16 protein-coding genes are annotated in these 14,716 nt (G+C 44.6%); 3 read left to right on the top strand and 13 right to left on the bottom strand.

The window, feature by feature from the left end; translation table 11 throughout:
- Nucleotides 1–257 precede the first annotated feature (257 nt).
- The 4 genes from AC6RGY_RS15015 to AC6RGY_RS15030 all read right to left on the bottom strand — a co-directional run bounded on the left by AC6RGY_RS15015 (nt 258) and on the right by AC6RGY_RS15030 (nt 3,781).
- Entirely contained in the window at nt 258–1,100 is an 843-nt protein-coding gene (locus AC6RGY_RS15015; protein ID WP_499864334.1) for a hypothetical protein, read from the bottom strand.
- 121 nt (nt 1,101–1,221) lie between these two features.
- Nucleotides 1,222–2,292, bottom strand: a complete 1,071-nt coding sequence (locus AC6RGY_RS15020; protein ID WP_499864336.1) for a PDDEXK family nuclease — start codon at nt 2,290–2,292, stop codon at nt 1,222–1,224.
- On the bottom strand, nt 2,276–3,466 hold the full coding sequence (locus tag AC6RGY_RS15025; RefSeq protein WP_499864338.1) for a DNA cytosine methyltransferase: 1,191 nt from the start codon (nt 3,464–3,466) through the stop codon (nt 2,276–2,278). Before AC6RGY_RS15025 ends, AC6RGY_RS15020 begins: the two co-directional genes overlap by 17 nt.
- A gap of 36 nt (nt 3,467–3,502) precedes the next feature.
- Nucleotides 3,503–3,781 carry a hypothetical protein gene (locus tag AC6RGY_RS15030; RefSeq protein WP_499864340.1) on the bottom strand — a complete coding sequence of 93 codons (279 nt, stop codon included), beginning with the start codon at nt 3,779–3,781 and terminating at the stop codon, nt 3,503–3,505.
- Between the two features lie 220 nt (nt 3,782–4,001).
- On the opposite strand from AC6RGY_RS15030, the gene AC6RGY_RS15035 reads away from it, so the two are divergent.
- A complete protein-coding gene (locus AC6RGY_RS15035) occupies nt 4,002–4,289 on the top strand; it encodes a S1C family serine protease (protein WP_499864342.1) in 288 nt (95 codons plus the stop codon).
- A 589-nt stretch (nt 4,290–4,878) separates the two neighbouring features.
- Here AC6RGY_RS15035 and AC6RGY_RS15040 read toward each other — a convergent pair.
- The 9 genes from AC6RGY_RS15040 to AC6RGY_RS15080 form a co-directional block, all read right to left on the bottom strand.
- Complete coding sequence (locus AC6RGY_RS15040) at nt 4,879–6,951, bottom strand: SBBP repeat-containing protein (RefSeq protein ID WP_499864344.1); 2,073 nt, start codon at nt 6,949–6,951, stop codon at nt 4,879–4,881.
- A 93-nt stretch (nt 6,952–7,044) separates the two neighbouring features.
- Nucleotides 7,045–7,302 (bottom strand): hypothetical protein, encoded by a 258-nt coding sequence (locus AC6RGY_RS15045; protein ID WP_499864346.1) that lies wholly within the window; start codon nt 7,300–7,302, stop codon nt 7,045–7,047.
- A gap of 129 nt (nt 7,303–7,431) precedes the next feature.
- The gene (locus tag AC6RGY_RS15050) at nt 7,432–9,516 is read right to left on the bottom strand and encodes an SBBP repeat-containing protein (RefSeq protein WP_499864348.1); all 2,085 of its coding nucleotides are present in this window, start codon (nt 9,514–9,516) and stop codon (nt 7,432–7,434) included.
- A 530-nt stretch (nt 9,517–10,046) separates the two neighbouring features.
- Nucleotides 10,047–10,385, bottom strand: coding sequence for a hypothetical protein (locus AC6RGY_RS15055; protein WP_499864350.1), 339 nt, complete (start codon nt 10,383–10,385; stop codon nt 10,047–10,049).
- A 150-nt stretch (nt 10,386–10,535) separates the two neighbouring features.
- The gene (locus AC6RGY_RS15060; protein ID WP_499864352.1) at nt 10,536–10,823 is read right to left on the bottom strand and encodes an SBBP repeat-containing protein; all 288 of its coding nucleotides are present in this window, start codon (nt 10,821–10,823) and stop codon (nt 10,536–10,538) included.
- Entirely contained in the window at nt 10,808–11,005 is a 198-nt protein-coding gene (locus AC6RGY_RS15065) for an SBBP repeat-containing protein (protein WP_499864353.1), read from the bottom strand. Before AC6RGY_RS15065 ends, AC6RGY_RS15060 begins: the two co-directional genes overlap by 16 nt.
- Complete coding sequence (locus AC6RGY_RS15070) at nt 10,999–11,187, bottom strand: SBBP repeat-containing protein (protein WP_499864355.1); 189 nt, start codon at nt 11,185–11,187, stop codon at nt 10,999–11,001. The genes AC6RGY_RS15065 and AC6RGY_RS15070 overlap by 7 nt, the downstream gene beginning before the upstream one ends.
- Nucleotides 11,188–11,207: 20 nt before the next feature.
- Nucleotides 11,208–11,366 (bottom strand): hypothetical protein, encoded by a 159-nt coding sequence (locus tag AC6RGY_RS15075; protein ID WP_499864357.1) that lies wholly within the window; start codon nt 11,364–11,366, stop codon nt 11,208–11,210.
- Nucleotides 11,367–11,798: 432 nt separating this feature from the next.
- Nucleotides 11,799–13,859: an SBBP repeat-containing protein gene (locus tag AC6RGY_RS15080; RefSeq protein WP_499864359.1), complete on the bottom strand. Its 2,061-nt coding sequence runs from the start codon at nt 13,857–13,859 to the stop codon at nt 11,799–11,801.
- Nucleotides 13,860–13,934: 75 nt separating this feature from the next.
- On the opposite strand from AC6RGY_RS15080, the gene AC6RGY_RS15085 reads away from it, so the two are divergent.
- Together AC6RGY_RS15085 and AC6RGY_RS15090 are read left to right on the top strand one after the other, a co-directional pair.
- Complete coding sequence (locus tag AC6RGY_RS15085) at nt 13,935–14,135, top strand: hypothetical protein (RefSeq protein WP_499864361.1); 201 nt, start codon at nt 13,935–13,937, stop codon at nt 14,133–14,135.
- 321 nt (nt 14,136–14,456) lie between these two features.
- Nucleotides 14,457–14,642 (top strand): hypothetical protein, encoded by a 186-nt coding sequence (locus AC6RGY_RS15090; protein WP_499864362.1) that lies wholly within the window; start codon nt 14,457–14,459, stop codon nt 14,640–14,642.
- Nucleotides 14,643–14,716: the final 74 nt, after the last annotated feature.

The raw sequence follows: 14,716 nt of genomic DNA on the forward strand, positions 1-14,716 counted from the left end.
CTTCGCATTCATCGCAGATATAGAGGATTTTATGGAGCTTGACTATTCGCACTTCATCTACTAGCCCATTTCCAAAACATAGAGGGCAAACCACCCTACCTTTAAATATTTCCATTACTTCGTACTCCTTTCACCTTGCAACAATTTTACCACACTAAACATCGTCACCTCTTTCTTAAATAACCTTAAACTCTCACTCAGCATCAACCTCACCTGCACTTCTCTGTCAAGAACATGCCCATTCATCTACTTAAAATTTATCGCTTTCTCTTCTTCTTAATCGCAAACATCTCCGTCAACGTATCGTCAGGCTTACCGTTTTTTCGATAGAAGATCCAGGGATTCAACTTGTAGTATCGCTTACGCCCTACGCTCACCTTAGCGAAGACGTACTGATCTCCGACAGTCAGACGAAGATACCGCGACATCTTTGCGTTAGAGAGGTCACATAGCTCCGCGATTTGCTCTCCCATTAGCTGCTCAATCTTTGCGGGATTACGTTCAAACGGATTGGAACAGATCGTATTCGTATTCTGATGAATATACGGCAATAATTTGTAGATCATACCGACTTCATGCGGTTTTAGCTCTTCGGCCATCTCCTTAAGCCGATTCGTAAACGTCTTGATGACACGCTTGTTCTCCGGTAATTCGTTGCGGAAATGATAGCGTGGATTCACTCTCAACACGACTTCTCCGTCTTCATTCGCGGTTCTTTCGATGATGTCGTTGTTTAGCATAGCCTTCTTGAAATCCGTCATGGAACGCTTGCTAACGTTGAGTACCTTTCTCGCATCGTCCCACGACATGTACTCCTTGTCTTCGCGGATCAGGAACCCCGTATACAGCTCCATGTAGCATTGTAAGTGTAATAAGTGACCGCAATGAGCAGTGGATAGCGTAGCAATCACCTCACGTATGTTCTCCATATCGGTAAACGAAAAATGACGGCGGTCTTTGCCGATGTTAAAGAACCTCTTTGCGGCTTCGATTTGCTGATGTGATTTGGCTTGGAATGGACGGCCAGATTGGTCAGCAAAGTTATTGCCCCCTATCGGGTATAACGGTCCATCAGGTTTATCCAAACGAATACGACGCATCCGCTCTCGTAGCTCTTCGATTAGTCATCGCCTCCTTGTTTTGTTTGCGTAATGAAGACACAAAAAACCCGCCACGCTGGACGGGTGATCTTCATAGATGTATGTAATTCAATAATGTACTTTACATAGTTAATTCTTTAAGTTTAGAAATGAGTGAAGTCATTGGATAAATGTATCCTTTTAAAGCAACATGCTCACGATACTCCTCAAGCACTTTTGAATCATCTGCTACAAAGAATAAATGTCTATATCCCCCCATCTCACCAATTTTTGTATCGGATAAGTCTCTGTCGTTATTAAGGAGATGTATAATATACTTAATTTTATATCTATCCATTAATGCAATTTCGGTTGAATAAGTTTGTTTCCAGCGCTCCCTTAGTGTCCTTTTTAAGCTAATGCCTATATACCATCCTTTTCTATCCTTAATCCAATTATCGAGTTCCATGCCCGCATTAAAATGTTCAGGACCACTAGCGGATTTGAATCCAAAGTAGTCAAGAATAAACGATGTTGCACTTTCCAAATCATTACCAGCTCTCTGTTTTCTTTTCTGACTGACTCTCCTTTCAAACTCTTGGCAGGTTGCAGTTAACACCATATCAAGTTCCTCGTTAGAAAGATTACCTTCAAATGATTTTTTCACTTCGATAAAAAGCCCATTTATTATTTCTCTTTCCCTGTTTAAACAAATATCTTCAGTAATTATGTCCCATTCTCTAATTAAATTAGATAAACCTTCCTCTTTTTTTTCATCCAAAACTGCTTTCGCATATGTTCTTGCAAAGTCAATTCCTTCTTTAGAGGGAACTTCATTAACTGCGCTGTTTGTTGGTAGAAGAACATCTCTAATCACAACAGCAAATACAAAAAAGTCCTTCGGGATTGTCAAAAAGTCTTCAAGACTCTTCAAAAAAGCTAGAGTCTGGTAGTATTTTTTTGTTTGCTCTCTAACACCCTCTAAGATAACTTCTTTCAGTACTTGGTACATTATTTTACATTTGATTTGATCAGAGTCCTCAGTGCTACATGTTCTCTGGTAGGACGCTAATAAAAATTCTTGGAGCTTGCTTAACTTTCTACCATCTCTATGCAAACCTCCATACCTATCAGTATTTACTAACATACGTAAGTACCAATATGACTTTTCCCAGCTCGACAAATCCTCTCTCGTCTTAAACGTTAATGACAATTCTCTCTACCTCTTTTCTATCTTCTGAGAGCATATTCTTTACGTGCAACGCAAGATGGTACGCTAACAAGGGAGGTACCGCATTTCCTATCTGCTTAAACATAGCAGTTTGAGAACCCGCAAACACGAAGTCATCAGGAAAACTCTGTAATCTTGCGGCTTCTCTAACTGAAATTGATCTTGCTTGGTCAGTATCAGGATGGATAAACGCTAAACCATCTTTATACAAATGAGCTATAATTGTGGGTGAAGGCCTTTTAAAGTCCATCTTCCTATAGAAGTCATGAAAACCCTTTCGCAACCTAATAGGTATAATATCAGGATCTAGGTCTTTCAACTTTTGAAACGGCTCTAAAGCCCTAAATAGCTCTCGGTCACGATCATTGTGAAATCTAGTTATATGGTTATAGATATGCCCTACTTTGTAATTGTTCTGCCTATTAATAGTTCCACCATTTAGCATATCAATATATTCATTTTTTGTATAGACATGAGGAATTTCGTATTCCCCATCTTTAATATCTAATACTGGTAAGTCTTTAATTGCATCTTCCACAGTAAAGTAATTATCATGACCGTAAACAGCCTCAGGAATACTTGCTTTTTTCTGAAGATCCTTCCTAACTCCAATAAAAATCAAGCGCTCCCGATTTTGCGGGACTCCAAATTCAACTGCCTTTACAATCCCAGAAACTACGTTATATCCTAAATACTCTCCGTTTGATCCGTCAATAGAGAAGTCTCGTTCAATATCATTTTTAACAGCACCATTATCCATTGAGTACAATCCAGGTACATTCTCCATTAGAAAAACCTTAGGTTGGAAATACCGAACATATTTTACAAACTCTTTATACAATTTATTCCTCGGGTCCTCACCAAACTCCCCGAATTTCTTGCTAGTCCCTAGTCTCGTACCAATCAATGAAAAGCCTTGACACGGCGGTCCGCCGATAACTAGATCAAACTCTTCTATATTTTCACTAGCTGCAAGTTGTTGTGGACTCAACTTAGTCAAATCCCCTTGTATTACTTTGGTTTCAGGATGGTTTTGCTGTTGTGTTTCACATGCTTTCGCTTCTATCTCAATTGATACTGCAACGTCGAATCCTGCTCTCACAAACCCTTCACTCAGTCCTCCACATCCGGAGAATAAATCCAAGACTTTATACAATTTGCTCACCCTTCTTGCCTATTAAAATGTTCCTGTCTAGAACTGCTTATTTTGATTATATACTTCGATTCTGGGAGGTGCAACGAACGGTATATTAACTGCGTATTTTCTGCAATTGGTATCAGAATATTCATCTCTTAGCCTACCGACTCCCTGATTGTGCGTAAGAAACGTTAAGGTCGGCTTCGTATGCTTCCGGATAAAGGCTTCGGATCTGCTTTGCGATGCCAGCGCCCATTTTTCCTTGACCATTGCATTGGTGGGCGATAATCGAGTAATCGGTTGAAGCCGATCGCCTTCGATGATAAGAATCATATGACGTTCCTCCTTTCGATTGCTTTCGATGGTAGTATAGCTAAACGAAGTAAACAGAAAAACTCCTTCTATAACGTATAGCCGTCTGAAGGAGTGAGATACAAGTGGTTGCGAGATTTATTTTTTATTTTTTTTCGGCGGCGAATAGATGCCTCTATGTTACATAATAACGAAGAGCACCAAATATGGCGTAGATTCAACGTCTTGTTGCTTATAATTTATGGTCAATTTACGTGCTGTCGGAAATCCACTAGGCCTGGATCATACGGTCACCTTGGGTGTAATCAGCGGAAAAGATCGACCGCTTAAGGTGGGAGACCGCTTCTATAGCAATGTCATTCAAACCGATGCGGCCATTAATCCAGGGAATAGCGGCGGACCCCTGATCAACATTAAAGGAGAGGTCATCGGGATCAATACACTCATCATCTATCCCTCGCAAAGCATCGGCTTTGCTATTCCCATTGACGAAGTGAAACGGCTCATGGATCGCGGGTTTCGGGAGTAGAGAGAGCAAGAGGAAAATGAGAGGCTTCTGCATGGTCAATGGACGGCGCTAGGGAGCGCTTTTTTTATTGGAGCAAAGCGGAATGGATGACCGTTACGCTGGGAGCGAGTTTGCTATGCTTGGCGCCTTTGGTCACGCTATTAGTGTAATAAGTGACCACAATGAGCCGTCGATAGCGTAGCAATCACCTCACGTATGTTCTCCATATCGGTAAACGAAAAGTGACTACGGTCCTTGCCAACGTTGAACTTTCTTTTCGCGGCATCCATTTGACTCTGCGTACGAACGACACATAGGCGCCCTATTTCACCCAAACATTTGTCATTGTATACCCGAGTCAAAGTTTCATACGGTTAATCCAAGCGAATACGACGCATCCTCTCTCGTAACTCTTCGATTAGTCATCGCCTCCTTTTATTCGCGTAATGAAGACACAAAAAACCCGCCACACTGGACGGATTTTGAGCTATTGTTTTCTTCGCTTAGGTGTCGGAGCAGAAAAAAACTCCCTCGTAACGTAGAGCCTTCTAAGGGAGCAACATACAAGTGGTTTACGGGAACTATTTTTTCTTACGAAGATGGGTAATTGCTAAGCACTAAACTCTCCGCCACCTGTGCCACGCGGACCTCTTGGTCCTCTCGGACCACGCCTTCCTCTCGGTCCTCTTGGACCTTGCGCTCCGGTGGCTCCGGCCGGTCCTGTTGCACCCGTTGGACCCGTTGCCCCAACAGAAGTGAGTTGCCCGACTTTGGTGACGAAGGCATCACTATTTCCTCCGAATATCGATTGGAAAGCATTGAAAGTAACAGGAAAGTCGGTGGATATGGTAGAACCCGTAAAATAAGCCGACTCGGCGGAGTCAACAGCGACACCATTTCCACGATCGGTAGCCCTTCCTCCCAGATACGAAGAAAACGACAGCCCCTGACCGGAAAAGCTCACCTGCGTGACGAAGGCATCGAATGAGCCCGCTAGACGATTCTGAAAGGCATTCGAGGTGACGGGAAAATTCGTTGATACTGTTCTTCCCGTCACCCAAGCCGCTCCGAAGGCATCGACTGCAATACCCAATCCTTGGTCAAGCAAACTCCCGCCTAAATAAGTGGAGTAAATCAGAGCGCTTCCCACCGCATTGAGTTTGGTAACGAAAGCATCCTGCTCTCCTTGCAACACTGTCTGAAAGGCATTATTGGTGACAGGGAAATCAGTAGAAAAAGTTCCTCCTACAACGTAGGCATTATTCGCTCCATCGAGATCAATGCCTCGTCCCCCATCAAGATTCCTTCCACCCAAGAAGGTGGAATACACCAACGAGGACCCTGCGGAATTCAACTTGGTAATAAAGGCATCGCAGGCGCCAGCAAATATGGTTTGAAAGGCGCCGGAAGTAACGGGGAAATCAGAGGAACGGGTGCTCCCTGTCACATAAGCACTCCCAAGACTATCTACCACAATGCCGTTCCCCAGATCTTGATTGCTCCCTCCTAAGAAGGTTGAATACACTAGCGAGGTTCCTAGAGTATTCAATTTTGTCACAAAGGCATCACGTACTCCTCCCCCAAATATGGTTTGGAAGGCACCGGGTGTCGTCGGAAAGTTGGTTGCAGCTGTAAGTCCTGTTACATATGCATTAAGATTTCCGTCTAGTGTAATACCAAATCCTGTGTTTATTCCAGCCGAGCCACCGAGGTAAGTCGAATACACCAGCGAGGACCCTGCGGAATTCAACTTGGTAACGAAAGCATCCTGTAAAGCTACCGAGAGAATCATTGTTTGAAATGCTCCAGATGTCACGGGGTAGTTAGTGGAACTAGTTAATCCCGTTACGTAGGCACTGTTCGAGGAGTCCACAGCAATACCCATTCCAAAATCCGGGAATCTCCCACCAATATACGTTGAATAGACAAGGGAGCTCCCCGCCTCATTGAATTTGCTGACAAATACGTCCCGATTCCCCGCATTCATCACCTGAAACGCACCCGATGTGACGGGAAAATTAGTTGAAAGCGTTTGCCCCGTTACATAGGCGTTCCGTGAAGAATCCACCGCTATTCCGTTTCCTTTGTCATTAGCCGATCCCCCTAAGTAGGTAGAGTAGAAGACGATGGGATCGATAACGAGTGCTTTTGCCGAATCATAGGTTGTCTTATCCACTGCAAATCCGATGGATTGATCCTCTTGGATGTGAAACTGTGTTGGAACGGTTTGTTTTCCTCCCGCTGTCCATTGAAAGCTAACCGGCTTGCCTTCGCGGAGGACACCTTGTTGCGTGTGAACAAATAAGTCACCATATTCATCAATGCTTACCGTCCCTCCACCCTCATATCGCAAGCGAACATCTGCAACGCTAGCCCCAGGATAGACCATAACATCATACTTTAACTGTTCCTCGTTTCCTGAAAAAATGAGGTCAATTCCCTCCCAGATCCCTTTATACGTAACCTGGTTCTCTTCGTCCAACTGCATGTCGACATTCGGATGAGCATCGATAAATCGGAGAGCCAGTTTCGCGTCCTCTTCATCCACTGCAAACTGAAACTCTACGCGATCATGGAGAAAGGTAAATCGACAACCTTCTCCGTCTGCGCGGTAGCAATACTCTTCGTTACACCCTTTTTTACTTGACACAAACATAAGGGAACTGGAAACGTTTTTATTCACTTCACACATCTCCTTTAGATTTCCGGTCCATATGGGATTTCCACATAACCACCCTATTCCTTTCTCCAATAAGAGGTGTGGGCGAATGTTGTTTTATAGGAGTTTTATAGGAGTTTTATTAGCGTTCGCTTCGGTTAAAGAGATGCCGATTCCCCGACTGCGCGTAAGAGACGTTACCCAGACGTTGTTCTCCGAAAGGAACAGAAAGTTACGCTCGGCTTCGTATGCTTCCGGATAAAGGCTTCGAATCTGCTTTGCGATGCCTACACCCATTTTCCCATGACAATTGCATTGGTGAGCGATAACCGAGCAATCGGATTGAAGTAGGTCGCCTTCGATGATATGGATCATTTGCGTCCCTTCTTTCGTGATTAAACGAAGAAAACAGAAAAAAACTCCCTCTATAACGGTTAGCCGTCTGAGGGAGCAACATACAAGTGGTTTACGGGAACTATTTTTTCTTACGAAGATGGATAAATGCTAACCGCCAAATTCTCCCCCACCTGCACCACGCGGACCTCTTGGTCCCCTCTGACCTCTCGGTCCTCTTGGACCTTGCGGTCCAGTAGCTCCTGCCGGACCTGCTGGACCTGTCGATCCCGTTGAACCTTGCGGTCCTGTGGCTCCTGCTGGACCTGTCGGACCTGTTGCACCAACAGCGGTTCGTTGCCCTATTTTGACGACGTAAGCATCGGTTCCTCCGCCATATAGAAGCTGGAACGCATCCAAGGTAACAGGGAAATCGCTAGAACTGGTGCTACCTGTAAAATAGGCAGACCCAGCGGAGTCAACAGCGACATCATTTCCAACATCTATATTCCCACCTCCAAGATAAGAAGAATACGACAGCCCCTGACCGGAAAAGCTCATCTGTGTGACAAAGGCATTGGTGAGCCCAGCATTACTATCTTGAAACGCATCTGAGGTAACGGGAAAATTGGTTGAACTCGTTCTCCCCGTCACCCAAGCCTCTCCGAAGAAATCGACTGCAATACCAAATCCTCTATCATTAGAAGTGCCACCTAAATAAGTAGAGTAACTCAGGGCGGTCCCCTGCGGAATGAATTTGGTAACGAAAGCATCTTCTAATCCTCGAGACACCGTCTGAAAGGCATTATTGGTTGTGGGAAAGTCTATAGAGTTTGTACCACCTGTGACATAGGCGTTAGTCGCTCTATCGAGATCAATGGCCCTTCCCGTTTCGGTACTACTCCCACCCAAGTAGGTAGAATACACGAGGGAGGAACCCGAGACATTCAATTTCGTAATAAAAGCATCACTAGGGCCGGCTAACGTGGGTTGAAAAGCGTTCAAAGTGGGGAAATCAGTGGAAAAGGTTTCCCCTGTCACGTAGGCACTCCCTGAGCCATCTACCACGATGCCATATCCAATATCAACATCACTCCCGCCCAGGAAGGTAGAATACACCAGCGAGGTTCCTGCGGAATTGAACTTGGTAACGAAAGCGTCTAAGACACCTCCAAACATCAATTGGAAGGCACCCGCTGTTGTCGGAAAGTTGGTTGCATCTGTCTGTCCCGTTACATACGCGTTCAGGCTTCCGTCTAGTGCAATACTATTTCCTCCCGTCGATCCAGCCGAGCCACCAAGATATGTCGAATACACCAATGAGGAACCTGCAGAATTCAACTTGGTAACGAAAGCATCTTGTGTTCCGAGTAACATCGTCTGAAACGCTCCCGATGTCACGGGATAGTTAGTGGAACTAGTAAATCCCGTTACGTAGGCACTGTTCGAGGAGTCCACTGCTATTCCATTTCCGAAATCAGATTGGCTCCCACCAATATACGTCGAATAGACAAGGGAGCTTCCTGCCTCATTCAACTTGCTGACAAATACGTCCGAACCTCCCGAAAACATTGTCTGAAACGCTCCCGTTGTAATAGGGAAATTAGTGGAAATGGTGAACCCCGTTACATAGGCATTGCGTGCAGAATCCACTGCTATTCCATTTCCTTGATCAAAAGATGATCCCCCTAAGAAGGTAGAGTAGAAGACGGTGGGATCGATAACAAGCACTTTTGCCGAATCATAGGTTTCCCTATCCACTGCAAATCCGATGGATTGATCCTCTTGGAGGTGAAACTGCGTCGGAACCGTTTGTTTTCCTTCCACTTTCCATTGAAAGCTAACCGGCTTGCCTTCACGGAGTACACCTTGTTGCGTGTGAACAAATAAGTCACCATTTTCATCAACACTTACCGTCCCTCCACCCTCATATCGCAAGCGAACATCTGCAACGCTAGCCCCAGGATAGACAATAACATCATACTTTAACTGTTCCTCATTTCCTGAAAAAATGAGGTCAATTCCCTCCCAGACCCCTTTATAAGTAACCTGGTTCTCTTCGTCCAACTGCATGTCGACATTCGGATGAGCATCGATAAACCGGAGAGACAGTTTCGCGTCCTCTTCAACCCCTGTAAACTCAAACTCCACGCGATCACGGAGAAAGAAAAATCGACAACCTTCTCCGTCTGCACGATAATACTTCCCATCTTTACTTGACACAAACACAAGGGAACTGGAAACGTTTTTATTCACTTCACACATCTCCTTTAGATTTCCGGTCCATATGGGATTTCCACATAACCACCCTATTCCTTCATCCCAAAAGAGGTGTGGGCGAATGTTGTTTTGTAGGAGTTTTATTAGCGTTCGCTTCGGTTAAAGAGATGCCGATTCCCTGGTTGTGCGTAAGAGATGTTACCCAGACGTTGTTCTCCGAAAAGAACAGAGAAGTGCAATCGGCTTCGTATGCTTCCGGATAAAGGCTTCGGATCTGCTTTGCGATGCCTGGAAATTACATTAGTGAGCGATAATCGAGCAACCGGATTGAAGTAAATCTCCTTCGATGATAACGTAGCAAGGCGAAGTGAACAGAAAAAAACTCCCTCTATAACGTATAGCCGTCTGAAGGAGTGAAATATAAGTGGGTTGCGAGATTTATTTTTGTTTATTCTTCATAAAAATTGTAATAGCGCTTTTCAGCGTCTTTTCGCCTTTATATCTACTCTTCTGTAGTCACTTTACTGACCGCAGGTGATCCCATCGACTAATAAAGAAAGAGGTTATTATCTAATTATCCAAGAAACACGGGCAAATTCATCTCTCAAAGAAGACCCCGTCGTAACAAAAAATATTCCTCTATTTATAACTTGATTAAAGGATGGGAATGACTGATCAAATAAGATAAGCTCCTTAAATGGATTTACAGTTGGGTCAGTTAAATCTTGATCTATGATGATAGAAACATTAATAGCTTCACTAGGAATACTAATTGAAGCAGCCTCACCTCTCCTAATCGCTAAATGTAACACTTGAATAGGGAGCGGAATATCCGGAATATTGTACTTGATCATTAAATCAACTACAAATGTACTATTATTCTTTAGTGCAACTACTTTAGCCACCACATTACCTCCACACTTTCAGCTTCGCCATAGTATATTAACAATTAATGTGAAGTGATTATACGTTTGCCATTCCACTTTTCAAAAAGGCTCCGAATGTGGGATATATCCATATGAAGGAAGGAAATATGTCATCTTGAAAACTATCTTTTATTTTTTATTTTCGAGAGAAGAAGAAAACGACAGCCCCTGACCGGAAAAGCTCATCTGTGTGACAAAGGCATTGGTGAGCCCAGCATTACTATCTTGAAACGCATCTGAGGTAACGGGAAAATTGGTTGAATTCGTTCTCCCCGTCACCCAAGCCTCTCCGAAGAAATCGACTGCAATACCAAATCCTCTATCATTAGAAGTGCCACCTAAATAAGTAGAGTAACTCAGGGCGGTCCCTTGCGGAATGAATTTGGTAACGAAAGCATCTTCTAATCCTCGAGACACCGTCTGAAAGGCATTATTGTTTTGGGAAAGTCTATAGAGTTTGTACCACCTGTGACATAGGCGTTAGTCGCTCTATCGAGATCAATGGCCCTTCCCGTTTCGGTACTACTCCCAGAATACACGAGGGAGGAACCGGAGACATTCAATTTCGTAATAAAAGCATCACTAGGGCCGGCTAACATGGGTTAAAAGTGGGGAAATCAGGAGAAAAGGTTTCCCCGGTCACGTAGGCACTCCCTGAGCCATCCACCACGATGCCATATCCAATATCAACATTACTCCCGCCCAGGAAGGTAGAATACACCAGCGAGGTTCCTGCGGAATTGAACTTGGTAACGAAAGCATCTTGTGTTCCGAGTAACATCGTCTGAAACGCTCCCGATGTCACGGGATAGCTAGTTTCGCGTCCTCTTCATCCACTGCAAACTGAAACTCTACGCGATCATGGAGAAAGTAAAATCGACAACCTTCTCCGTCTGCGCGATAATACTTCCCTTCTTTATTTGACACAAACACAAGGGAACTGGAAACGTTTTTATTCACTTCACACATCTCCTTTCGATTTCCGGTCCATATGGGATTTCCACATAACCACCCTATTCCTTCCATCAATAAGAGGTGTGGGCGAATGTTGTTTTGTAGGAGTTTTATAGGAGTTTTATTAGCATTCGCTTCGGTTAAAGAGATGCCGATTCCCCGACTGCGCGTAAGAGACGTTACCCAGACGTTGTTCTCCGAAAGGAACCGAAATATTCCGATCGACTTCGTATGCTTCCGGATAAAGGCTTCGGATCTGTTTTGCGATTCCTGCGCTCATTTTTCCGTGACAATTACATTGGTGGACGATAATCGAGCAATCGGATGGAAGCAAATCGCCTTCGATGATAGCAAAAGCCAAACGAAGTAAATAGAAAAAACTCCTTCTATAACGTATTGCCGTCTGAGGGAGTGAAATACAAGTAGTTTTCGGGAATGCTAACCACTAAACTCTCCACCACCTGCACCACGCGGACCTCTCGGTCCTCTCGGTCCACGCCGTCCTCTCGATCCTCTTGGACCTTGCGCTCCGCTGGCTCCCGTCGGGCCGGTTGCACCCGTTGGACCGGTTGCGCCAACAGAAGTGAGTTGCCCTACTTTCGTGATGAAGGCATCAGTGCTTCCTCCAAATAGTGACTGCAACACTGCAAAAGTTACCGGGAAATCACTCGACCTGGTAAATCCTGCGAGATAAGCACTTCCTAAAGCATCGACTGCCACATCACTTCCGATATCGAAACGGCTCCCACCCAAATAGGAAGAGAAAGACAGCCCTTGACCGGAAAAACTGACCTCCGTAACGAAGGCATCCCCATCGGTAGAAGCTAGACTGTCTTGAAAAGCATCGGAGGTAATGGGGAAATGCGTAGACAAAGTAAACCCTGTCACCCATGCCGCTCCGAAGGCATCAACGGCAATGCCAAACCCACTATCCACATCCCTCCCACCTAAATAGGTGGAATAAATCGGTGCGCTCCCCGATGCATTGAGTTTGGTTACAAAGGCATCTGTTACACCAGCAAACAGGGTTTGAAAAGCATTATTCGTTGTGGGGAAATCAGTCGAACTCGTCCCCCCTGCAACATAGGCATTATTCGCCCCATCTAGGTCAATGGCACTACCCATGTCTCCACTTCTCCCACCCAAATAGGTGGAGTAGAGGAGCGCAGACCCTTGGGCATTCAGTTTTGTAATAAAGGCATCTGTTGCACCAGCAAATAGGGTTTGAAAGGCTCCCGAAGTAACAGGGAAATCACTAGATTCTGTACGTCCTGTTACATACGCACTCCCCAGACCATCCACCACAATATCATTTCCTATATCAACCCCACTCCCACCTAAAAAAGTGGAGTACACCAGTGTCGTCCCCAACGCATTGAATTTGGTCACGAAGACGTCTAGGAGTCCTCCGCTAAAGATGGTTTGAAAGGCACCTACTGTTGTTGGGAAGTTGGTTGCTAATGTTAATCCTGTTACATACGCATTGAAACTACCATCTACGGCTATGCTAAACCCTTGGGTACCACCACCAGTGCCACCCAAGTAGGTCGAATAAACAAGTGAGCTCCCTGTAGCATTTAACTTTGTTACAAAGGCACTTGGGTTTCTCTGTAACATCGTCTGGAAGGCGCCCGATGTTACGGGATAATTCGTGGAGGAGGTATCTCCCGTGACATAAGCCTGATTCGCGGTATCTACCGCCATTCGAATACCAAAATCACCATCATTTCCTCCTATAAATGTAGAGTAAAGGAGAGAGCTTCCCGTCTGATTCAGCTTGCTAACAAACACATTGATACCTAACAAAATCGTCTGGAAGGCACCCGTGGTTATGGGAAAGTTCGTAGACGCAGTAAACCCAGATATATAGGCATTTCGCGCAGAATCCACCGCAATTCCTGTCCCTAGGTCAATATTCGATCCCCCTAAATAGGTGGAGTAGAAAACGACGGGATCAATAACCAGCACGTTTGTCGGATCATAGGTTGCCCTATCCACTGCAAATCCGATGGATTCATCCGGGTGTACAAGGAACTGCGTCGGAACGGTTTGCTTTCCTTCCGCTGTCCATTGGAAGCTAAACGGCTTCCCTTCACGGAGTACACCTTGATGAGTGTGAACGAACAAATCTCCTTTTGCATCAACATGAATGGAGTCTCCACCTTCATAGTACAAACGGATATCCTCCATGCACGCTCCAGGATAAACATTGACGTCATACTTTAATTGTTCCTCGCTTACTGAGAAAATAAGGTCAATTCCCTCCCAGACCCCTTTATAAGTAATCTGGTTATCTTCGCCTAACTGCATATCTACATTCGGATGAGCATCGATAAACCGGAGAGCAAGTTTCGCGTCCTCTTTACCCACTGCAAACGGAAACTCCACGCGATCACGGAAAAAGGTAAATCGACAACCCTCTCCGTCTGCGCGATAATTCTCCTCGTTCCCTTCTTTACTTGACACAAACACAAGCGAGCTGGAAACGTTTTTATTCACTTCGCATTCCTCCCTCAATTCCGGTCCCTATTGGATTTCCTGGTAACCATCCTATTCCGTTACCCAAAAGGAGGTATGGGCGAATGTTGTTTTGTAGGAGTTTTATTAGCGTTCGCTTCGGTTAAAGAGATGCCGATTCCCCTGATTGTGCGTAAGAGACGTTACCCAGACGTTGTTCTCCGAAAGGAACCGAAATATTCCGATCGGCTTCGTATGCTTGCGGATAAAGTCTACGGATATGCTTGGCAATGCCTGCGCTTTGGGTATCGGGAGTAGAGAGAGCATGAGGAAAATGAGAGGCTTCTGCATGGTCAATGGACCGCGCTAGAGAGCGCTTATTTATTGGAACAAAGCGGTATGGATGACCGTTACGCTGGGAGCGAGTTAGAGACGGAGATGATCTTTTGCATAGGAAAAGCCAAGCGAGGAAACCCTCACTTGGCTTTGTCGTCAGTATAGCTTACTTAATCATTCTGTAAAAGCCTCGCACATGTAATAGATTTTATCTACCTCATTTTAGTAAGTAAAGGGTTGTATTTGGATTTCTTTTTTACTAGAGTCTTTACTATATTTCTTATTTCCAAAGGAGGTTATAAAATGACGAGGAATATTTTCATGTTCACCGTACTCTTTAGTGTCATAGGGACTGGATTATTTTTTTTAACCGGATGGATTATCGGTGGGATAGTAGCGTTTGGAATAATAGGAGGTTTGTTAGCTAGTATATTGAGTCATTTATTTGAGACCTCAAAAACGGAGGATGAGCAGGACACATCTTCATAAAAAGCTTTTTATGACAACGGTTTGTGCCGTTGCCTCTGTACCCTGCCCCATTGATATCATAATAAGAAACTCCT

Source organism: Mechercharimyces mesophilus (assembly GCF_059818345.1).